Origin of the sequence: Natronorubrum sp. A-ect3 (assembly GCF_041821125.1) — an archaeon.
In the GTDB taxonomy this organism is placed as follows: Archaea; Halobacteriota; Halobacteria; order Halobacteriales; family Natrialbaceae; genus Natronorubrum; species Natronorubrum bangense.
This window is the reverse complement of record NZ_JBGUBB010000005.1, coordinates 167931-189652: the sequence shown is the minus strand read 5'-3', so window position 1 is coordinate 189652 and position 21722 is coordinate 167931. Positions and strand designations below refer to the sequence as shown.

The 21722-nt window shown below is 58.7% G+C and carries 22 protein-coding genes; 15 read left to right on the top strand and 7 right to left on the bottom strand.

Annotated features, from left to right (window positions below; translation table 11 throughout):
- Window positions 1–7 precede the first annotated feature (7 nt).
- On the top strand, window positions 8–1447 hold the full coding sequence (locus tag ACERJA_RS15845; protein WP_373609216.1) for a hypothetical protein: 1440 nt from the start codon (window positions 8–10) through the stop codon (window positions 1445–1447).
- A gap of 194 nt (window positions 1448–1641) precedes the next feature.
- Here the strand turns inward: ACERJA_RS15845 and ACERJA_RS15840 are convergent, their stop codons facing one another.
- The gene (locus ACERJA_RS15840; RefSeq protein ID WP_373609215.1) at window positions 1642–2145 is read right to left on the bottom strand and encodes an ArsR family transcriptional regulator; all 504 of its coding nucleotides are present in this window, start codon (window positions 2143–2145) and stop codon (window positions 1642–1644) included.
- 1007 nt (window positions 2146–3152) lie between these two features.
- Between ACERJA_RS15840 and ACERJA_RS15835 the strand changes: the two genes are divergently transcribed.
- The 3 genes from ACERJA_RS15835 (at window position 3153) to ACERJA_RS15825 (ending at window position 5197) form a co-directional block, all read left to right on the top strand.
- Window positions 3153–3485, top strand: a complete 333-nt coding sequence (locus tag ACERJA_RS15835) for a helix-turn-helix domain-containing protein (protein WP_373609214.1) — start codon at window positions 3153–3155, stop codon at window positions 3483–3485.
- A 136-nt stretch (window positions 3486–3621) separates the two neighbouring features.
- Entirely contained in the window at window positions 3622–3897 is a 276-nt protein-coding gene (locus ACERJA_RS15830; protein WP_006067380.1) for a PadR family transcriptional regulator, read from the top strand.
- A 319-nt stretch (window positions 3898–4216) separates the two neighbouring features.
- Window positions 4217–5197 carry a DUF1616 domain-containing protein gene (locus tag ACERJA_RS15825; RefSeq protein ID WP_373609213.1) on the top strand — a complete coding sequence of 327 codons (981 nt, stop codon included), beginning with the start codon at window positions 4217–4219 and terminating at the stop codon, window positions 5195–5197.
- 477 nt (window positions 5198–5674) lie between these two features.
- Here the strand turns inward: ACERJA_RS15825 and ACERJA_RS15820 are convergent, their stop codons facing one another.
- On the bottom strand, window positions 5675–6199 hold the full coding sequence (locus tag ACERJA_RS15820; protein ID WP_373609212.1) for a hypothetical protein: 525 nt from the start codon (window positions 6197–6199) through the stop codon (window positions 5675–5677).
- 419 nt (window positions 6200–6618) lie between these two features.
- On the opposite strand from ACERJA_RS15820, the gene ACERJA_RS15815 reads away from it, so the two are divergent.
- The 6 genes from ACERJA_RS15815 (at window position 6619) to ACERJA_RS15790 (ending at window position 12622) form a co-directional block, all read left to right on the top strand.
- Complete coding sequence (locus tag ACERJA_RS15815) at window positions 6619–7197, top strand: DapH/DapD/GlmU-related protein (protein WP_373609211.1); 579 nt, start codon at window positions 6619–6621, stop codon at window positions 7195–7197.
- A complete protein-coding gene (locus ACERJA_RS15810; RefSeq protein ID WP_373609210.1) occupies window positions 7194–8390 on the top strand; it encodes a DegT/DnrJ/EryC1/StrS family aminotransferase in 1197 nt (398 codons plus the stop codon). The genes ACERJA_RS15815 and ACERJA_RS15810 overlap by 4 nt, the downstream gene beginning before the upstream one ends.
- Window positions 8387–9376, top strand: a complete 990-nt coding sequence (locus ACERJA_RS15805; protein WP_373609209.1) for a Gfo/Idh/MocA family oxidoreductase — start codon at window positions 8387–8389, stop codon at window positions 9374–9376. Before ACERJA_RS15810 ends, ACERJA_RS15805 begins: the two co-directional genes overlap by 4 nt.
- Entirely contained in the window at window positions 9373–10875 is a 1503-nt protein-coding gene (locus tag ACERJA_RS15800) for a nucleotide sugar dehydrogenase (RefSeq protein ID WP_373609208.1), read from the top strand. Before ACERJA_RS15805 ends, ACERJA_RS15800 begins: the two co-directional genes overlap by 4 nt.
- Window positions 10868–11929, top strand: a complete 1062-nt coding sequence (locus ACERJA_RS15795; protein WP_373609207.1) for a glycosyltransferase family 2 protein — start codon at window positions 10868–10870, stop codon at window positions 11927–11929. Before ACERJA_RS15800 ends, ACERJA_RS15795 begins: the two co-directional genes overlap by 8 nt.
- A 399-nt stretch (window positions 11930–12328) precedes the next feature.
- Window positions 12329–12622: a hypothetical protein gene (locus ACERJA_RS15790; RefSeq protein WP_373609206.1), complete on the top strand. Its 294-nt coding sequence runs from the start codon at window positions 12329–12331 to the stop codon at window positions 12620–12622.
- Window positions 12623–12634: 12 nt separating this feature from the next.
- Here ACERJA_RS15790 and ACERJA_RS15785 read toward each other — a convergent pair whose 3' ends face one another.
- A complete protein-coding gene (locus ACERJA_RS15785) occupies window positions 12635–12979 on the bottom strand; it encodes a thioredoxin family protein (RefSeq protein WP_373609205.1) in 345 nt (114 codons plus the stop codon).
- A 212-nt stretch (window positions 12980–13191) separates the two neighbouring features.
- Between ACERJA_RS15785 and ACERJA_RS15780 the strand changes: the two genes are divergently transcribed.
- From ACERJA_RS15780 to glnA, 3 genes are all read left to right on the top strand, one after another.
- On the top strand, window positions 13192–13881 hold the full coding sequence (locus ACERJA_RS15780) for a peroxiredoxin (RefSeq protein WP_373609204.1): 690 nt from the start codon (window positions 13192–13194) through the stop codon (window positions 13879–13881).
- A gap of 464 nt (window positions 13882–14345) precedes the next feature.
- The gene (locus ACERJA_RS15775; RefSeq protein WP_373609203.1) at window positions 14346–14678 is read left to right on the top strand and encodes a hypothetical protein; all 333 of its coding nucleotides are present in this window, start codon (window positions 14346–14348) and stop codon (window positions 14676–14678) included.
- Window positions 14679–14938: 260 nt separating this feature from the next.
- The gene (gene glnA, locus ACERJA_RS15770; RefSeq protein ID WP_373609202.1) at window positions 14939–16294 is read left to right on the top strand and encodes a type I glutamate--ammonia ligase; all 1356 of its coding nucleotides are present in this window, start codon (window positions 14939–14941) and stop codon (window positions 16292–16294) included.
- Window positions 16295–16481: 187 nt separating this feature from the next.
- Here the strand turns inward: glnA and ACERJA_RS15765 are convergent, their stop codons facing one another.
- The gene (locus ACERJA_RS15765) at window positions 16482–16721 is read right to left on the bottom strand and encodes a MarR family transcriptional regulator (RefSeq protein ID WP_373609201.1); all 240 of its coding nucleotides are present in this window, start codon (window positions 16719–16721) and stop codon (window positions 16482–16484) included.
- A 202-nt stretch (window positions 16722–16923) separates the two neighbouring features.
- On the opposite strand from ACERJA_RS15765, the gene ACERJA_RS15760 reads away from it, so the two are divergent.
- A complete protein-coding gene (locus ACERJA_RS15760) occupies window positions 16924–17265 on the top strand; it encodes a hypothetical protein (RefSeq protein ID WP_006067367.1) in 342 nt (113 codons plus the stop codon).
- Between the two features lie 79 nt (window positions 17266–17344).
- Entirely contained in the window at window positions 17345–17689 is a 345-nt protein-coding gene (locus ACERJA_RS15755; RefSeq protein ID WP_373609199.1) for a hypothetical protein, read from the top strand.
- Between the two features lie 198 nt (window positions 17690–17887).
- Here the strand turns inward: ACERJA_RS15755 and ACERJA_RS15750 are convergent, their stop codons facing one another.
- From ACERJA_RS15750 to ACERJA_RS15740, 3 genes are read right to left on the bottom strand one after another with little or no spacing between them, the layout of a single operon-like run.
- Window positions 17888–18721: a metallophosphoesterase gene (locus ACERJA_RS15750; RefSeq protein WP_373609198.1), complete on the bottom strand. Its 834-nt coding sequence runs from the start codon at window positions 18719–18721 to the stop codon at window positions 17888–17890.
- Window positions 18722–18730: 9 nt separating this feature from the next.
- Window positions 18731–20389, bottom strand: coding sequence for a hypothetical protein (locus ACERJA_RS15745; protein ID WP_373609197.1), 1659 nt, complete (start codon window positions 20387–20389; stop codon window positions 18731–18733).
- Window positions 20386–21660, bottom strand: coding sequence for a Single-stranded DNA binding protein (locus tag ACERJA_RS15740; RefSeq protein WP_373609196.1), 1275 nt, complete (start codon window positions 21658–21660; stop codon window positions 20386–20388). The genes ACERJA_RS15745 and ACERJA_RS15740 overlap by 4 nt, the downstream gene beginning before the upstream one ends.
- Between the last annotated feature and the right edge of the window lie 62 nt (window positions 21661–21722).

The window sequence follows — 21722 nt, the reverse complement described above, 5'->3', positions numbered from 1 at the left end:
AATAGACATGACTGCACGCAATCAGCTACTTGTGGTCCTTACTGTGTTGATGCTCGTGTGCTCGAGCGGGGCGATGGTTGCCGGTGCGACACCGGCTGCAACCGTCGATGAGGACACAGATACCAACGAGAGTGAGGATCCTGAACCTAGTGATGAGACAGAGACAGCACCGGATGAACAGCCTGATGACGAAGCGGTAATGGAGGATGATGAAGACGATGCTCAAGACGCCACCGTAACGTTCTCCGACCAGACGACCGATGGCGAGACGGTCGTCGTTGATGAAGTCACGATGGCAAGTGGTGGATTCGTCGTCATCCACGACAGCAGCCTGCTCGTCGGCGAGGTCATCGAGAGCGTCATCGGCACCTCCGAGTATCTCGAACCAGGCACTCACGAGAACGTCGAAGTGACTCTCGATGAGCCACTCGAGGAGGACGAGACGCTGATCGCGATGCCACACCGCGATACGAACGATAACGAGACATTCGACTTCGTCGAGACCGAGGGTGAAGACGACGGTCCATACCTGACGGCCGATGACGAACCCGTGACTGACCGGGCTGTCGTCACTGTCGACGACCCAGCTGATCTCGAGGAAGAACCAGTTGAAGAGGAGCCAGTTGAGGAAAAACCGGTTGAGGAGGAACCAGTCGATGAGGAACCGGTTGAGGAGGAACCAGTTGAGGAGAAGCCAGTTGAAGAGGAGCCAGTTGAGGAAGAACCAGTTGAGGAAAAACCGGTTGAGGATGAACCAGTTGAAGAGAAGCCGGTTGAAGAAGAGCCAGTCGAGGAGAAACCAGTTGAGGAAGAGCCAGTCGATGAGGAACCGGTTGAAGAGGAGCCAGTCGATGAGGAACCGGTTGAAGAGGAGCCAGTCGAGGAGAAACCAGAGGAAGAACCAGTTGAGGAGAAGCCGGTTGAAGAGGAGCCAGTCGAGGAGATCGAAGATGACGTGATCGATATCGTCATCGAACAGGCGACTATCTTCGTGTACATCGGTGACCTGTCGGACGATGAGCACGCTGTTGCTGTCGATACTGCCAACGACGACGTTGACGCTGCATCCGGCGTGGACGACGACATGGCCACCGAAAACCATCTGAACGACGTGGAACTCTCTCTCACCACCGCTGACCTCGAGGTCACTGTCACTGTCACCGAACTCACGGTCGTCGTGGTCGATGATAAACAGCTGCCTGACATGGAAGACGAGTCCGGTGAGGATGCTGTCGATGGCCTCGAGGACGAGTCAGCCGACGATGAAGCTGTGACGGATGCGGATGATGAAATGCCTGCTGAGGCGGACGAAAATGCCGAAATCGTCATTGAACAGCTAACCATCTTCGTGTTCATCGAAGATGTCCACGACCTCTTCGAGGAACCGACTCACGAGGAGTCTGACGAAACCACTGCCGAGTCGATGATCGGCGTCGGCGCCGCATAATACACTGACGGCTACTGACGGACAGCCATCAGTGATCTCTGTTGACAGTCCCAGCGGTGACGGACTGCAACTCTGTCTGTCCGGCAGTATCCCCGTCCCCGTGGACAAATCCTGACGGCTTTTTCCGCGTCGAAGCGGCTGCGATGTCTCCACACCGCAAACACGAGAACCGAATCTCATTTCGAGTACAGCGATCATCCCATTAGCTGATAGAGACTGCTCGCGGCAACGACCAGCAACACGAGCACACTCGAGAGAACGGAATCGATGCTCGAGAGCAACGGCACCCCCAGTCCGGCGAGTGCGATCACTACGAGCCCGAGAACACAGAGTGCCAGGTGGAGTTTGAGGACTGACGAGTGACGCTCCTGGTGGCCGTCGATATACTGCAAGACGTCGTTGAAGTTGGGGCCTGGTTGGATCGTCTTCGCATCAGAGTCGTACTCGATCACGGCGTCTTCCTGCAGTTGTGGGAGGTGTGTTTGCTGCAAGGAGACGTAGACACTCTTGTAGAGATTGTTCGGAACGGGGGTTGTGTCGGCTTCGCTGGCGGCGATTTCGGAGGCAATCTCCGAAACGTCTACCTGACCGGATTCGTCGCCAAGCAACTGGACGATGGCTCGGCGTCTGTCATTACCGAGGATGTGAAAGACCTCACTTTCAGCAAGTGACTCGGTACGATTGGTTTGGACAGACATCGGTCAGGAAGAGTGAAAGTTATCGACGGATCGTCCACCACCAGCTACCATGCACAGTAGCAGTTCGTAGACCACTAACTTTAACTTTTGCAGACTAACCCTCGCCTGTTAGGCTGCTGTTGAAGATAACAGCACGAGCAGTAGAGTAGGTGTGGGATACGCTCGACATCGTTCCAGAAGAAGCCTGCCGTATTGGCAGTTGGCCGCAGTGGCTGTCACTCGAGCCGTCCGACAGGATCTCACTCGCCCGGGAGATGGTTTCCGGATTGCATTTCGCGATAGGTCGTGCAGGATGGACAGCCATGGACGATATCACCGTTGTCACCGAAGACACGAGCGAACTGTTGGGTGACGTGTGTACCGCAGTTTCGACAGCGTGCGCCTGCTGTCGACGATTCCATGGGTTTCCAGTCTTGGCGTGTGGATTTCATGGGTGTGGTGGGGGTGGTACGCGGACGAATTGTGGCAGTATCTTCTTGCGTGGTTGGTCGTCGGTCCGCGCTGGGAACCCAACGGGGCCATCGAGACCAGCAATACTGCCACGGCCGTCCGAGCATCGTCATATCGAGGGGGGCAAATGCGAATAAAGGACGTAGACTGTTCACTCAGAGAGGGGGTATGAGAACCGCGAAATACGCAATTTCTGGCCAATAAATCGCAATAGAAGCGCTGAGACGTCTGTTGACGGCGTTTCGACACAGAAATTGCTGCGTCGAATTTAGCTGTATTGGCCTGTATTTGGACCCCCAAATATAATATTGATCGATCTGGGAGGGTTCGAAAGCAGTTATTTCTCGATAGAAATATAGAATTTCGCCAAAGAACGATCTTATTTCTCTGGATAAGGTACATCGTTATAAAATACCACTATCGCTTACCGATCGTTGTGCTGGAACATAATGGTGGTGCCCGCGATCGAGATGGATTGTTCTCTGAGCCGATCTGTACCGACTCCTCTCGTCTGAGAGCGAAGAGTGCCGTGCTTCCAAAAACTGATACCGACGAAAATGTCAATGCACGCAAGTAACACACGATCGGAATCGACACCTGACCCATCAGCTCAGCTTGATGTCCTTGGCGACGAATGCGCACGAACGATTCTCATCGCTACAAGTGACGGGCCAAAGACTGCAAAGGAGTTGACGAAACGAACGGACAGTTCGTCAGCAACGGTGTACCGACGAATCAATAATCTCCTCGAGAGCGATCTGCTGGCGGAATGTGTGCGGTTCGATGAGGACGGCTCACATACGACGGCGTACGAGGCGACGGTCGAGACGCTTCAGGTCCAGATCGGTGCGGAGGGAATCGATGTTTCGGTATCGCGGACCGACGACTGAGCGAGACGAGCGGTCCCACCGATGGGTGAAAAAGCTCAGTTTAGTTCTTAGAATATGTTTTGAAAGGATCTCTAACGTTGCTGTATGGTCCGGATAACAAATATCTATTCAGTGGAATGGTCACTGTGATTGATCAATGCACGATCTGACCGGCTTCCAACGCGACCTCCTGTACGTGATCGCAGGCGCTGATCAACCGTCCGGACAGACTGTCAAAGACGAGGTCGAGAAGTACTACAGTTCGGAAATCAACCACGGTCGGCTGTATCCGAATCTCGATACACTCGTCAACAAAGAACTGGTCGAGAAAGGCCAACTCGATAGGCGAACAAACTACTACGCGATCACGGGTGCTGGTCGGGATCAGATCGACGAACGTCGCGAGTGGGAAGAACAGTACGTCGATTTCTAGGTGAGGGTTGCTCTGACTGAACCGAAGTCAGTTACATCGCCGAGAAGCGTGTTGCTCGCCCACGATATATATTAATACCAATAGGTTTTGAATTCGCTATTGTGGTAATTACTTGATCTGGCGGTAATACGGGCATAACAAAGCAATAGAGAGTGCATTGAACTAATGATTCGAGAATGACATTCACGTCGCCGTTAGTGAGGCTGATGGCTGACACTCTCGACCAAACATCAGCTGCGCCGGTCAGCAACCCGATCGGTCGACGGATCTTCAGTTGGGATGGTCGATTGTCTATTCAGCAGTATCCGGTGTCCAATCGATGAGTCACGGAACGAGTACGCTCACACGGTTTGGAGCTGTTCGGGAGTATCCCGTTGATCTCGCAGCCGTCTCAATCGGGGCACTGCTAGCCTATGGAATCGTCACATCGTTTCAAGACGGCAGCACGCTGCGGCTGCTGGTAACGTTCCCGCTTGCGCTCTTTTTACCCGGATACGCACTGATCTCCGTGCTGTTTCCGGCAACCAAACGGAGTGCACGGGAGGCAACGTCGACGGCAGTCGACACCCGCGGGATTGACCTTATCGAACGACTCGGGTTATCGTTTGCACTCTCGCTAACGATCGTTCCGATCGTTGCAATTGTCCTGCCTTTCACCCAGTGGGGATTCAACACTGTTTCGACTGCTGCAACACTCGCTCTCGTTACCGTCGTGCTGGCTCAGATTGGTGTCGTCCGTCGACTCAGAACGCCGAAAGAAGATCGATTTACCGTCTCCCCCATGGCGTCGCTTGCACGTCTTCGGCGGGACGAAAGCGCTGCTGTGACCGCGTCATCCGTTGTTTTGATCCTCGCAATCGGGCTGGCAGCAGGCGCACTCCTCATCGGATTTCTCGCCCCGATGTCGACGGGCGGCTTCTCCGAACTGGCACTGTATGGTGAAAACGAAGACGGCGATCTGATTGCCGGTGACGTCGAGTCGGAAATCGAACTCGGCGAGTCAGTTCCGGTCACCGTTTCAGTTGAGAATCAGGAAGGTGAGGAAACCGAGTACACGGTCGTCGTCCAGGAACAACGCCTCGAGGACGGTGACGTCGTCGAGCGAACCCAACTCGAGGCATTCGAGACGACACTCGCCGATGAGACGACAGAAACCAGTGAGGTGAGCGTCACGCCAACGGCCGTGGAGGGCCAGACCGTCCGTATTAGCGTGTTGCTGTTCCACGATGAGCCACCAGCCCAGCCGACGAACGAAAACGCTGCGGAAGATACCTACTTCTGGGTGACGATTGAAGAGTAGCTGCTCGTGCGACTCGACTCGGCTGGTGAGCGTCTCACCGTGTTCAGCTGCTGGTGGGCGTAGCCAGCCGACGCGACGATGATCCGACACACCTTGCTATCGTGTCTTCTCTCTTTTTCTCGACTTGACGACGAACCTGTCGAGCGTCGGTTTCTCGACTCGCGGTGCTGGCAGCGCGGTCGACCGAACAGAGCGAGATCGGATCTGGGGACGAACAACGGACACGGACCGTGCTGAGGTTCAGAGAGCGTCGAAGCGGTTCGATGACAGCGCCTACAAAGACATGAAACACCGTCTCTGAGTGGGTGGACACGACACGCCCTGATCAGCGCGGCGAGACAACGTCAGTGATGGAAACTCGAGGGGTGAACGACCTATATCCTACCTGTGGTACGGGAAGCCTCGCCGTTGTCGGGCTTTGCCCGACTGCTTGAGGGATCTCTGATCCCTCTCCGTTTACGGCGAGGAGGATGTCACTCACAGGGCCGTGGCATGGAACCTGGGTCGTCGCGAGACGTGCTGTGCGACTGAGACTGCGAGAACAAGAAGACACAGCGCCAGTGCAACCGCCGGTGCAGCAGTCGCCGTCAGGGGACCGACCGAAAGCCAGGATAACGCGAGTGCGATCACACCAAGTGTCGTCACCGACATGTAGACCTGATGCCACGGACGGTCGTCCTCGAGTCGCTGATCGAGGTACGGTTCGAAGACCTCGTCGCCTGGAAGGAGCTCGATGGCGTGGTCGTCGGGGTCCCAGTCGACGATGCCGTGTTCTTCAAGCATCGGAAGATGGGTCTGATACAGTGAGATGTACACTCGCCGACGCTGTGTGCGTGTTACCTCGTTTGGATCAGTCTTGTTCTCCCAGGCGGCGACCTGCTCGACGAGTGGTGAGAGCTCACAGGAGCCGCCGTGTCGTTTGAGATACTGGACCGTCCGTCGTCTCCGAGCGTTGCTGAATACGTCGAACAGTTCGGCTTGTGTTAGTTTGTGTTCAGACATAAGCGTCCTCGCGTTCCCGAATCGGCGCCCATTTTGGGTGTATGGGTGTGTTCGGATTCCTCACGTCATTGAATGACAGACTGTGACACTTTACTATCACTCGGCTACCCGATCGAAAGGGGATTATACCAGTTAGCGTTCATGACTGACGCCCAATCCAATATTTCTTTGTGGATAACTACCGGAAGCGCCCGAACACGGGTGTGAGCGGCTGTTTCACAGCTGTTTCCATGTGTCTGGGTTGATACTGGTGTAGTTCGTGACTACAGATCCGTCAGGTCAGGGATAACAAAGCCGTGTTACCGGTTGTATCTGGACGACTGCCCACACGGGTATCGGGTATCAATCATGTATCAACGACACATACGGTTTCGGCGATCTGTCATCGACTCGAATTACACTACTGGAGGTGTCGTCCAATGAGCCGGTTTGTCCACGGTGATGACTGTCTCATCGACGACGATGCGACGGTCGGGCACGGCGAGTTCGACGAGCCGACACGAATCGGTGACGACGCGACGATTAGGTCGGGTTCGATCGTCTACGGAGACGTCACGATCGGCGACGGGTTCACGACGGGCCACGACGTTCTGGTCAGGGAAGCAACGACCATCGGCGACGACGTCCTCGTTGGAACCAAGACGGTTATCGACGGCCAAACGACGATCGGTTCACACGTCAGTCTGCAGACGAACGTGTATGTTCCGACTGAGACGACGATCGAGGACAACGTCTTCGTCGGACCGGGTGCTGTCATGACGAACGACGAGTACCCGATCAGGACGGACAACGGTCTCGAAGGGCCGACGATCAAAGCGGGGGCATCGATCGGCGCCAACGTGACGTTGTTGCCCGGGGTGACCATCGGCGAGAACGCTTTCGTCGCAGCTGGATCGGTCGTGACCGAGGACGTTCCCCCTGATACACTCGCTGTCGGAGCGCCAGCAACAGCCCAGACGTTACCAGAGCCACTCGAGGGTGCAAACCAGCTCGCATGACTGATACGAACATCGATACCGAGATTGGCATCGACACTGGAACGGAGGCTGAAACCAACCAGCGAACGTCGGAGACTGACCGGGTCGATGGCTCCGTCTCGATTGCAGACCCTGATATCGGGTCGGATGCCATGCAGCGAGTCCAGTCCGTTCTCGAGAGCGGCATGCTCGCTGATGGGCCCGAAGTGAGAGCCTTCGAAGAATCGTTCGCTGCCTACTGCGGGGCTGATCGGGCCGTCGCGACGTCCAACGGGACGACTGCGTTACACACCGCACTCGAGGCCGTTGGTCTCGAGGAGGGTGATGCAGTCATCACGTCGCCGTTTTCGTTTGTCGCGAGTGCAAACGCGATCAGACTCGCCGGCGGAAAGCCGGTGTTTGCGGATATCGACCCCGAGACGTACACGCTCGACCCGGCCGATGTCGAACGAATACTTGCGAAACGAGATGACATCGCCGGCCTGGTTCCGGTCCACCTCTACGGGCTGGCAGCCGACATGGACTCGCTGTGTGCAATCGCTGACGACCACGACCTATTCGTCGTCGAGGATGCCTGCCAGGCTCACGGTGCTGCCATCGACGGCGATCGTGTCGGCGCGCTCGGTGACGCTGCGTGTTTCTCGTTTTACCCGACGAAAAACATGACCACTGGCGAGGGTGGGATGGTCACCACCAACCGTGACGATGTTGCCGACCGGGCTGCGAGCTTCGTCAACCACGGCCGGGACGTCGGCGACGGTGGCAGCTACGAACACGTCGCTCTCGGCCACAACTATCGGCTCACGAGTCTCGCCGCCGCAATCGGGCGTGCCCAACTCGAGCGCCTCCCCGAGTTCAACCGGGCACGTCGAACGCACGCGGCGTACTACGACGATCAGTTGGATTCACTCCCACTCGAGACACCGACTGAACCGGCCGGCTATCGGCACGTCTATCACCAGTACACCGTCCGGACCGAGAACCGCGAGGCGCTTGCAGCGACACTCGACGATCACAACGTCGATACTGGTGTCTACTATGAGACACCGATCCACCAGCAGCCAGCGTACGAAACCGTGAGTACGGCCGCTGCAACACTGCCGAACGCGGAGCGGGCAGCCAAGACCGTCCTCTCTCTTCCCGTCCACCCGACTCTTTCGGAGCGCGACCGGCGGACGGTCGTCGAAGCAGTGCGAGACCACTACTCCCAATGACCCGAACCCCCTCCTCACGCCCGATCCAGGCCGGCGTTGTCGGCGTTGGATCTATGGGTGCGAACCACGCGCGCGTGTACAGAGACTTACCAATTGTCGATCTTGCCGGTGTCACTGATCACGACGACGATATTGCACGCCGGGTTGCCAATGAGTACGACACCGAGGCCGTCTCGTTCGAGACACTCCTCGATCGTTGTGACGTCGTCACCGTCGCCGTTCCGACACGGGCACACTACGAGGTCGTCTCGGACTGTCTGGAGGCTGGCGTCCACGTGCTCGTCGAGAAGCCGATCGCTGAGACGGTCGATCAGGGCCGAAGATTGGCAGCGCAGGCCCGAGAACGTGGACTCGTCTTGCAAGTCGGTCACATCGAGCGGTTCAACCCGGCCGTTCGGACCGTCACCGACCTGATCGACGACCTCGAGGTGATCAGCCTCGAGGCCGAACGGCTGGGGCCACCGATCGATCGAACGGCTCCGGGGAACGTCATCTTCGATCTGATGGTCCACGACGTCGACATCGTCGATTCCATGCTCGATGATCAGCTGGATTCGGTGACTGCAATGGGGACTGACGATGGCCAGTACGCCACGGCGACGATGCAGTACGACGACGTCGTCGCCTCGCTGACTGCGAGCCGCGTCACCCAGAAGAAAGTCCGGAAACTCACCGTCACCGCCCACGACTGTCTCGTCGAAGTGGATTACTTACAGCAGTCGGTTCTGATCCACCGCGACTCGTACCCAGAGTATCTGACGGACGACGGCACGCGTCGCTATCGCCACGAGAGCGTCGTCGAACGACCACGGATCGACAACGGCGAACCGCTTCGCCACGAACTCGAGGCGTTCGTCGAGGCCGTCCGTACCGGTACGGAGCCGGTCGTCACTGCCGAAGACGGCATCGATGCCCTCGAAACGGTCCAACTAATCGATTCGATCATCGGCAACGGAAAACAGAAACACGAGGTGAAAGTGCGATGAGTCCTGACGACACGATTACGGGACTCTACGACTCCGGAGCCTCGCCTGACCGACAGCGCGAACTGCTGACGGCCGGCGACGTCCCTGTCGCCGTCTACGGGCTCGGAAAGATGGGGCTCCCACTCGCTGGCGTCTACGCCGAAATGACGGGGAACGTCACCGGCGTCGATATTGACCCGGCTGTTGTCGAGACGATCAACAGCGGAACGAGCCACGTCGTCGGCGAGCCGGGACTCGAGACGCTCATTGCCGAGCAAGTCGAGCGCGGTCGACTCGAGGCGACAACAGATGGGCCGACTGCGGCGGCCAACGCAGCCATTCACGTGATCATCGTGCCGACGCTGCTCGATGACGACGGCGAGCCGAATCTCACGACCGTCGAAGCGGTGATCGACGATATCGCGGCTGGACTCTCACCCGGCGATCTCGTTATCGCCGAATCGACGCTGCCGCCGGGAACCTGCCGCGACGTTCTCGAGCCACATCTGGTCGAGAAAAGCGGACTCGAGACTGACGAGTTCGGGCTCGCCTTCTGCCCGGAGCGAACGTCCTCGGGGACGGCGCTGCGGGACATTCGCGGCCAGTATCCGAAGGTCGTTGGTGGCATCGACGAGGAGAGTACACGGGCCGCGACAATCGTGTACGATGAACTCTCTGACAACGACGTCCACCCAGTTTCGGACGCGACGACAGCGGAGTCCGTCAAAGTGTTCGAAGGGGTTTACCGCGACGTCAACATCGGACTGGCGAACGAACTCGGTCGGCTCGCCGACGAACTCGAGATTTCGGTCCGCGAAGCCATCGAGACGGCAAATGATCTGCCGATGTGTCAGCTCCACGATCCTGGCCCGGGTGTCGGCGGCCACTGTATCCCCTACTACCCACACTTCCTGTTGTCCCAGATGGACGAGCCAATGGCGCTCACACGGACTGCCCGACAGGTCAACACCGAGATGCCGTCGATCGTCGTCGACCGGCTCGAGCGCCAACTCGCGGCGACCGGGACTGACCTCGCCAACACATCAGTGGTCGTCCTCGGCATAACGTATCGACCAGGCGTTGAGGAGACACGTGCCTCGCCGGCACTCGACGTTATCGACGAGTTGGCTGCTCGCGGTGCCGAGGTCGCTGGCATCGACCCACTCGTTGACCCGGCTGAGTACGGCGCTCGCCCGGTCGAAATCGGTGACCTCGCTGATGAGGCGTTCGACGCAGCCGTGATCGTCACGCCACAGCAGGCGTTCGAAGAGATCGCCTGGACCGATCTCGAGCCGATGGTCGTCGTCGACGGCCGAGACGCAGTCGATCTCTCGGGAACGCCACACCAGGTGTACACACTTGGGGGCACAGCAAGCGGTCGAGCACCAACGGGTGGGAACGATGGCGACGAGATCGGCACGACTGATGACCAGTCGCTGACGGCAGATGGCGGCTCGACCGACCGATCAATCGGGTCCCACACCGACCGCGACACGACTGAGGGAGCAAACGATGTATAAAGGCAACCGAATCGGCGTCGTCGTTACGGCCTACAACGAAGACGCGTTCGTCGGCAGTGTCATCGAGACCGTTCCTGACTTCGTCGACCGGATCTACGCCGTCGACGACGCATCGCCGGACAACAGTTGGGACGTGATCCAGCGGGTTAGCTCACGGATCAACGAGTGTGCTGAATCGGAACCCGAGCTTACGGTTACTGACGGTGGTGAAGGGCGACGTGTCGTCCCGATCCGCCACGAGGAAAATCGGGGGTACGGCGCTGCGGTCAAGACGGGATACAAACACGCCGCTGCGGACGAAATGGACGTTGTCGCTGTGCTGAACGGCGATGGCCAGATGGATCCCGAAATCTTAGACCGAATCATCGACCCGGTCGTCGAAGGAGAGGCAGACTACGCCAAGGGCAACCGACTGCTCAACCCCGAAGACCGCGATGGCATGTCGACGTTCCGGTTTTTCGGCAACGCGATGCTGACCGGGCTCTCGAAGTTCGCGTCGGGATACTGGACGATCGGTGACCCCCAAAACGGCTACACCGCGATCTCTCGAGAGGCGATCGAAGAACTCGATCTCGAGGCAATCACGGATCGGTATGGGTTCCTGAACCATCTCCTCACGCATCTCAACGTCCACGAGCGCCGTGTCGCAGACGTTCCGATGACTGCGATCTACGGTAACGAAGAAAGCAGCATCCGGTACGTTCCATTCATCCAGTTCGTGTCGCTGTTGTTGCTGCAGAGCTTTCTCTGGCGACTGAAGAGACGGTATGTGGTCAAGGAGTTTCATCCAGCCGTCGTCTTTTATGCCACTGGCGCTGCCGGACTTGCCGGTGGAGTCGCTGGAATCGCTGGGTCTGTCGCTCGTGCGCTCCGTGGAGAAGACGGCTTCGCCGGCGTGGTCGGCTCGTTCGTAGCTACGTTGCTCGGTCTGATCGCACTCGGAATGGGGATCTGGCTCGATACGGAAGAAAACAAATCACTCGAAGTAGTGAGCGACGAGCACGCCGGGGCGGGGCTTGACACCGAACCGACGCCGTCTCAGTCGATCGAGTAGCGTACGATATCGTCTCCGGCACACGCCGGACAGCAATCCGTGTCGGCCGACACGTTCGTCCCGCAGTGTCGGCACTCGTAGATGACTGTCGTTGTGTGCTGATTTTCATCATCCTGGACCGTCGCAGGCGATTCAGCACTCGGTTCTGATTCGGAGAAAAATCCGGAAAGGAGGCGAGAGAGACTCATTGAACGTGAATATCCTCAGTACCTTCGATTCGTTGATAAGTCTTTCGCGATTTACTGTCAGGTTTTATAGAACATCCCCTCCATTTGAGAAACACTGACGTCTCTGTCTGTTTTCGTCTCTTCGTCGATCGAATCCTCGCGATCAACAGTATCATGTACTGTGGTGCCCTTCCACCGCACGAACCCTCTGTGTTCCATGGGGATGATAGCTATGGACGACTCTAACTCACCAGACGAGAACGACGAGCCGGACGTCAGTGCCGAGTGGATGGCCCCCGTCGACGGCGACATCGTCGAGCTGATGCAATCGGACGATATCTTTACGCCCGACCACCTCAGCGACGAAGACGTCTGTCGTGCCCCCGACGCAGCCTACCGCTGTCGGGAGCTCACCAAATACGGACTGCTGAAAAAATATGCACCGGGAATGTACGACATTACGGAACTCGGTGAGCAGTATCTCGCCGGCGAGGTCGATCCGAGCGACCTCGAGCCCGACGAGTAAGCGACCGCGCGATCAGGCGTGGTCGACGGCAGCCGGAACGTGTTCTTCGAGAAAGTCGACGACGCCATCGCCACCGATAAATCCCTCCGCACGTCGTGCGATTTCGGTTCCGTCTTCGTACAGCAGTAGCGTCGGCACCGAACTGATCTCGAGTCGCTCGAGAAGCTCGATATCGTCGCCTGGGTTGACCAGTCCGATAGGGATGCCAGTCGCTCGAGCGACGTTGCCTAACACCGGCTCCATCGCCTGACACTTCGAGCAGCCCCTCGTATAACATTCGACGAGTGCGACATCGTGGTCGTCGACGAACGCATCAAGCTCGGCACCGCCCTCGAGATGAGTCGGTTTCGCTGTCATACGACCTGTACTGGCTCCATCCAGAAACCGATATCGCATGAGATTGGTTGTCAGTGGCTAAGTGCAGTAGACTCACTTCTCATCTGCTAACACGGTCAAGAGTGCGAACAACCAGAGATAATCTACTCAACAGAGAATTTGAATTGTCTAATACAAAAATATAGTTTGTAGGGTCCAACTTTAGTAGCTTGCTACCCAAAGAAAGACTGTAGATGGTAGAACAAGCAAATCGAATTGACGAAGCGACGACTGACGTACCTGGCATTGGAGATACGTTCCCCGAACTAACCGTCGAGACAAGCATGGGTGAGCGCTCGCTGCCCGACGACTACGAGGGCAAGTGGCTCGTCCTGTTTAGCCACCCCGGTGACTTTACGCCTGTCTGTACTTCCGAGTTCGTTGCTTTCGAGCAGCGCCGTGAGGAGTTCGAGGAGCTGAACACCGAACTGCTCGGGCTGTCGATCGACCGTGTCCACTCGCACATTAAATGGACGGAGTGGATCGCCGAAAATCTCGACGTCGACATCCAGTTCCCGATCATCGCCGACGATCAGGGCACGATCGCTCAGCAACTCGGCATGCTCCATCCCGGTGCAGGGACGGCAACCGTTCGAACCGTTTTCCTCGTCGGTCCTGAGGGAGCAGTTCGCCTGCGGCTGACCTATCCGATGGAGATCGGCCGTAACATCGACGAAGTCCTCCGCTCGCTGCGCGCGCTCCAGAAGAGCGACGACGATGGCGTCGCTGCCCCCGCAGACTGGCCGAATAACGAGAAGTTCGGTGACCAGGTCCTCCTGTCACCGCCGGGTACCGAATCGGACGTCGAGGATCGAAAAGCAGCTGCTGCTGACGATGATAACCTGAACTACTACGACTGGTGGTTCGTCACCCGCGATCAGTAACAGATTTGCGGCCCCTCTGACCCACGAATGGCAGTCTGCTGGTGACACTCGAACTCTCGTGTCGTCACAAAACAATACCACTCTTTTTCGGGTTCGGTAGTACCGTCGTTCGAGGCGTCACACCAGAACGACCGTGACTGCACTCTCGAGGAATCCAGCGGTGACAAACCGATTAACCAATCTGAGAAAGACAGCCAGACACTACATCCTGACATAGTCTGGCGATCCACTAACCCCAATGAACGGACTGGGTTCTGGTTCACTCGAGTGAATTCACCTGAACCGTGCCAATATCGGGAACGCGAGTCGACCGTCTCATAACTGCTCGACGACGCTGGTTCCGTCAGAGAGCCGGTCTTTCGAGGACTTCGTTTGCGCTGTTTCAGCCGTAATATGTGATGTATTCGGTGGACGGAACACAAGGATAGACAGGTGCTTTAACGCTCAGCCACTAGATACTGTCAATGACCCCTCCCGAAGCCGCCCACGACGATCAGCTGCCAGTCCGTCGAAAATCGACGCTGTTTTGCTGGGGCTGTGACCACGAGAGTCCTGCCGACGGCGACTGGATCCATCGAACGACAGCACACGATGTCGAGTACGTCTGCCCGGTTTGTGAGACAACGATTGCAAACCGTCCGCTGCCCGACGCGCCCACATGCGAACGGCAGACACCATCGGCGGCGTGGCACCGCACACTCCGCACGGCGATGACGGTGTGGCAGGCACACGTCTCCATCGGTGTCTCCAGCGTAACAGCTGCCGCTGCCTGCCAGCCGCTGTACGCGAGACAGTAAGCGACGGTCAGCCACAGCTACTCGAACTGTTTTCTTGAACGTCCGTTCTCAACCGGACACAACAGGCCGATCAGTATGCTCCTGTGTCAGTAGGTTCACGATTATCCAATTCGAGCGCTCGGTTTCCGGCTACTGTCAGTCGTATGTATTCATACACCTTATTCTAACCCACATATGTCTACTTTTTTCTCGCTCTGCGTATATTCGCCCACAACAGTAGAGCTTTAATAGTAGAATCCAATGTCTTACTCGAGCAAAAGATGACAAGCGGAAACCTGACGTCTACAGAAGAAACGGTGCTGGACGAAATCGAAGAGAAAGAGATCGACTTCCTCAGACTGCAGTTTACGGACATTTTGGGAACGGTCAAGAACGTCTCTGTGCCTGCCCGACAGGCAGAGAAGGCGTTTACCGACGGAATCTACTTTGACGGCTCTTCGATCGAGGGCTTCGTTCGTATCCAGGAGTCGGACATGCGACTCGTCCCTGACCCGGACACGTTTGCCGTGCTCCCATGGAGGCAGAGCGAGGAGGGCGCGTCGGCCCGGATGATCTGTGACGTCTACGACACCTCCACGGGCGAACCGTTCGAGGGCGACCCGCGCTACGTGCTCAAGCAGGCACTCGAGCGCGCCGACGAGATGGGTTACGACGTGAACTTCGCGCCCGAGCCGGAGTTCTTCATGTTCGAGGAAGATGAGGACGGTCGGGCGACGACCGAGACCGCCGACTACGGCGGCTACTTCGACCTCGCACCGAAAGACCTCGCAAGCGACGTGCGCCGTGACATCATCTACGGATTAGAGGACATGGGCTTCGAGATCGAAGCCAGCCACCACGAGGTCGCTCGCGGTCAGTACGAGATCAACTTCGAGTACGACGATGCGCTCGCGACGGCCGACAACGTCGGTACGTTCCGTACTGTCGTTCGTGCCATTGCGGCCCAGCACGGCTACCACGCGACGTTCATGCCGAAACCGATCCCGAAGATCAACGGCTCGGGGATGCACACCCACATGTCGCTGATGGACGAAAGCGGTGAGAACGCCTTCCACGATGAGGACGACGAGTTCAACCTCTCGGAGACCGCCCACTCGTTCCTTGCCGGAGTGCTGGAACACGCACCCGCGATCACGGCCGTCGCAAACCCGACGGTCAACAGCTACAAACGCCTTGTCCCTGGCTACGAAGCTCCCGTCTACGTGGCCTGGTCCGACCGCAACCGCTCGGCCCTCGTCCGTAAACCAGCCGCCCGCGTGCCTGCAGCCTCGCGTATCGAACTGCGCTCGCCTGACCCCTCGTGTAACCCATACCTCGCCTTTGCCGTCATGATCCACGCCGGACTCGACGGCATCGAACAGGGTCTCGAGGCTCCCGACCCAGTCCGTGAGAACATCTACGAGTTCGACGAAGCGAAACGTGAGGAGTACGGTATTGAGACGCTGCCGTCGAACCTTGGTGCAGCCGTCGACGCCCTCGAGGAAGACGAGGCGATCTACAGCGCACTTGGCGAGCACATCGCGCCGAAGTTCGTCGAGGCCAAACGCCAGGAGTTCGAGGAGTACCTCATCGACGTCTCCGACTGGGAACTCGACCGCTACCTCGAGACGTTCTAAGGCCCCGTCGCGAACTGCCCAAGACTGTCCCACCTTTTTGACGCTGTGTGAGATCGGTTGAACTACTGTCGAAAGCGATGCAAAGCGGTGTCCCGGGCTCGACCCAGTAACTCACGACTGACAAGTAATGCCACTGATGGTGACGCCTCTCCAGTGTGTTGGTACGCCGCCACCCGACAGTATCCGATCAGTTCGAAACGACGTACTCGTCGCCGTCCTGTTCGACGATTCCGGCACTCGAGAGCGTGTTCAGGACGCTCAAAATCGAGAGTTTTTGCATGGCCAGTGTTGCTCCTAACTCTTCGACTGTCGCGCCATCAGTTGCCTCGAGATAGATGTAGACGAGTTTCGCCTGGGCCGAGTCGAGGGTGTCTGGAACGGGGTCGATCCGTGATGCGGGTCGCCGTTTCTGTGTTTTCAGTGTCATCACCAACATGGACCTCGTTCCTGTATATAAACGCACACGTCGATTGTGTATATATGCCATGGGGGGATCTAGAACTGTCTGTCGGTACCGATTCTCATGACCCTCGAATCCAGACCGTCGGTGGCACGAGTCGCATCGACCAGCGTCGGGACCAAGACCGTCGAGTGTTTGAGGCTCCCCACACGAACGTTGCGTACGAGTCATGACGAGTCAGAATCGGCCTACGCCACCATCGACACTTGAGCAAAACATCGCTGACTCACTCGCGACGCTCGAGGACAGCGACGCCGAACAGCTTCGTGCCGCGGCCAGCTATCTCGAGGCGCTTGCGGCGTGGACGGAGTCACGCGACGACGAGCAGGGTTCGGACGCGACTGCGGACGCCAGCGTCGACGAAGCGGGCGATGCCACTGGCGACGCCGAGTATCCGCCGGACGTCCCGGAGCGAGCGAGTGTCACGGTCAAGGAAATCGCCGGGACGACCTATCACTACTACCAGTGGCGCGACGGCGACCGGATCGAATCGAAAACGGTCCAACGATAGCATCGAGCGCGACTGACTGCTTCCGACCGGTCGTGTTCTGTCAGCAACACTTACATTGGCGTATGGAAAATACTCGAGTATGCTCGCTGCCATTTACGGCCTCTTCTCGCTCGTGCTCGTCCTCGGTGGTGGCATCGTCGTCTACGATTCCCAGTTGTACACCGAGGCACAACGCGCTCGAGCGCCGCGACTCTCGCAGGCGTATCTCGGCTCCGGCGTCCTGCTGGTCCTTGTCGGAGCGATCGGACTCCTGTGGATCTCGAGCGGGCGTTCGGTCTGGGCACTGAACGCTGTCCTGGTTGTTGTCGCTGCGCTCCCATCTCTCGTCCAACATCTGCTCCACCGTCGACTGGATCTCGATCGGAGTCCACTGGAGAACCGGATCAGAAGTGCTACTGGACGGACAACACCGAACTCCGAATAGGCTTTTGAAGCCGCCTCGAGTCGCACTGCGGACGGACAACGCCCCCTCTGGTCGCCGTCGCAGTCGTCTGCGGTGGCACGCTTTCAGTTTGGCCCCACTATAGTAATAACTGAAACTGTTTGCACACCGATCGCACAGCTGTCGTGCCATCGGGTGCGCACTGACTTGCAGTGGCTACTATAGATTTCAAACGCCGACTCACACCGACTCGTAGGGGCCGAGTCGCGTCCCGTCTAACAGGTAGACATCGGCGGACGCCAACCCGGACGGTAGAAACGGCGAAAGAAACGATTGCTCTGAGAGATTCACCCACGTTCCCCCGACGAGATCGTTGAACGCCGGCATGACGATGACTCGAGGCGACGAGTCACTGCCCTGCTCGAGCCATGGAATCCCATCGTACTCGGGCCGGTCGCGAAACGGTGCCGGGTTGAGACGGCCACGAAGCCACGCTCGCTCGATGCGACGTCCGCCGATTTCGTCCTCGAGCCGAACACAGGGATGTTCGTGTCCGAGACAGATCACGTCACACTCGAGGACTGACGGTGCGGGCCACGTATGGCCATGGCAGACACCGACGGCGGCGTCGCCGAGCGCGATGCCGTCGCCGGGAACGACCGTCACGGATTTGGTCTCGAGAGTGGGATCGTCGCCACCGGTGAGCCACGTCTCGATTCGGCCGTCATGGTTGCCTTTGACGACCGTCACGTCCAGTGTCGGCGGCAGCGACTCGAACAGGACCTCGAGTTCACCACGTTCGGCCCCGCCCGGATCGCCGATCGAGTGCATGAGATCTCCGAGCACGATGAGTCGGTCAGGATCGGTCCGTTTGAGCAGCGAGCAGAGTCGTTCCCGGCGTTCTGGGGCGCGACTGGGGATGTCGACACCGCGTTCGTCTCGCAAGCCGGCCTCGTAGCCGGCGTGGTAGTCCGTGATGAGTAGCGCGCGTTCTGTCCCGATGGTCGCCGTCGCGGCTGGCTCGCCGGGAACGGGTTCGACACGGGGCGCGCTGGGACGGGACCGCTTGGACATCGAGAGCCGTTAGATTGCCTTGAGCATCTCGTCGTTTGGCTCGTAACACTCACCGCCCATCAGTGCATCCTGAATGGCGTCTTCGATCTCGGCTTCAGGGACACCGAGCTCTTCGGCGACCGTCTCGACGAGTTCGGTTCGATCAGCGCCCTCACCCGCGTCGAGCTCTTCCATCGTTTCGACGACGTACGACTGGAGATCGACGTCGTCCGCGGGCGTTTCGTCGGGCTCGTCACTCTCGGAGTCGTCAGCGTCGGTTTCGTCGGCGGTGCGCTCTTCGGCGTCGGACTCGTCGCTCACGTCGTCAGTTTCGTCAGCCTCGAGCGCTGCCGACTCGTCCGCAAGATCCTCGGGCTCGGTTTCGGGCTCTGGCACGTCGATGTCGGCTGCACCTGGGTCGTCGACTTCGCTCCCGGTCGTGAACTCGGCGCCGAACTCTGCCTCGAGCTCTTCGCGCTCTGCTTCGTCCATCTCGTACATGCCACTGTCACCGGCGTCGAAATCTTCGAGTTCGTCGTCTCCGCTGCCGTCGTCATCAGTGGTGGCGCTCTCGGCGGTGTCGAGAGCGTCGTCGAGGTCGGTGGATTCGTCGACCGTCGTCGGCTCGTCGTGGCTGTCGTCGACAGCCGTCACGCTGTCGTCGGGCTCGGACGCTTTGGTGTCGTCCGATTCGGCATCGCTGTCGAGAGTCGATTCCGCCGACACGCTCGAGTCGGTTCCGAGGTCGGTGGTGGACGCAGTCTCGGCTCCGTCGTCGGCTGTGGTCTCTCGGTCCATACTCGTTGCCGTCCCGGTGGCTGCGGCGGTGCCAACCGGCTCGCTGTCGACATCAGCAGTGGTGTCAGTACCGGCAGCTGTCGTCGAAGGTGCCTGCTCTGGCTGTGTACCAGTGTCCACGTCGGAAGTCGACTCGATTCCGGCGTCCGAAAGCGCCACGAGCGATTCGAACGTCGCAGACTCGTCGGTAGAGTCACCGGGTGAAAGCGGGAGGCCACTGACCTGATCTCGGTCACCAGCAACGACTTCGACTGCCTCGAGGGCGCAATCGCGCAGGGCTGTGAGATACGACGGCGTCGTTCCGTAGTGGTCCTGTGCAAGCGGGACACCCGCAGCGAGCCCGGATTCGACGCCGGCCTCGCGGAGCGTCTCCGTCAGGACGTCGCCATCGGCCTCGAGTTGGCTGGCCTCGGCGTAGGTGCCGATTCGGTCGAGGGTCTGTTCGGCTGCGTTGATGACCCAGCGGTCGCGGGTGTCGGCGTCGACCGTCGCGATGCTCTCGGGGCGGATTGAGGTGTACACCTGATCCGAATCGTCGGGCTGGAAGGTCCGTGCCTTGCCCGTTACCGCGACGAACGCGGGTGGCTCGAGCTGTTCTAACGCTGCCAGCTCGTCGGGCTGGTACTGGCCGGCGTAGACGACGAACGCGCCAGTCGGATCGACGACGCGGGCACGGACCATCTCGTCGTTAACTGCGGTCACTTCGGTGAGCGTACCGACGACGAACAGTCGGTTGAGTCGTGCTCCGGTCGGTGAGATGACGTAGTTCGGCGCGCGTTCCTCGTCGCTTTCGGCGTAGGACAGCGATGCGTCGTCGTACTCGGCGGCAAAGAGCCGGTAGGCGATTTCACGCCCTGGGATCTCCTCGTCGCCGGTGTCGGATGTGCTCATGAGTGCACCTCCTCGAGGAAGGCACTCGCACGGACGGTCGGATCGTCAGTGCGCTCCTCGAAGGACTCGGCATCGAGATTGGCTCCATACTCGTCAACTGAGAGATGTCCGCGCACGCGATACTCACGACCGACGATGTGTTCACGGATCGTGTCTGCGACGACTTCTTGATCCATTGCCTCGCGGGCCTGTTCGAGTGCATCCTCGAGCGTGCCGTCGTAGACCTGCTCTGTGAGTTCGTCGTCGAGAACGACGGTGACGGCTCCTGTGCCGTCGTCGAGGATCGCTTTGACACGGAGGTCATCGATCCCGTCGACATCGCCGTGGGTTCGACACTGCCCTTTCTGAATGACACGGTAACACTCCGGACAGCGCTGGATCAGCCCGGACCCCTCTCGGACGGCGAGTACGTTGCCAGTAACTTCGACGTCGTAGATCCCGCCAGTGTGGACGGCCGCGCTGATATCCATCGTCGTCGTTTCGACGCCAACGTCGACCGCACGCTCGAGGGCGGTGACAGTCGAAAACTCGGAGACGTTGACTTCGGGAACGCCACGGAACTCCTGGACGTAGGCGTTCTCGATGCGAACGGTGCTTCCCGCTTCGATCTCCGGTGCGGGGTCCCAGTTCGTGAAGGGAAGACGGCCACTTTCGTCGCCGAAGACGCCGCTCAAAATTTCGGTTTCACCGTCTCGGCCGTCGATCGTTCGCCGTTCACAGTCGACGACTGCAACTTCGACGTTCACTGCGCGATCGCCCGTCTGGAGATCGGCGAGTTGGGCGTCGCCACCGGTTTCGTAGGGGACTTCGATCGAGTCCGCTTCGAACGACAGCGAGGTGCTCTCGCCGAGATTGAGTTCGGGTTCGCCATCCCATTCGCGGACGCTTGCGTTGCCCGCGGTGATCGTATCGCCTGCCGAGAGGCCGAAGTCCTCCCAGGCGGTGTAGTCGATCGTGCCAGTCTCGTCGGCCAATCGGCCTTCCACGATGACGTGATCGTCGCCCTGATATCTGATCGATCGCTTCCCCGTCGTTAGCACGACGCCCGTTACGGTGACGTTGCTGTCTTCGGGCGTGATCTCGGCGATCTCCTTACTCGAGGGCGCGCTGCTCCCGCCGCTGCTCCCATCGCCGTATTTCCGGCGAAGGCTCTGTTTGGCTTCGTCGATCGGGACGCTGTACTCCACCAGATTCTGCAGGTCGGCTTTGACCTCCTCTTTGTCAATACCGAGGTCGGAGGCGAGATCCTCAGCATGGTTATCGAGTTCCATCACTCGGTTTTTTGTTCGGAGGCTTAAAAAGCGTTCCCGCAGCGGAGTGAAAGTAAACTGAG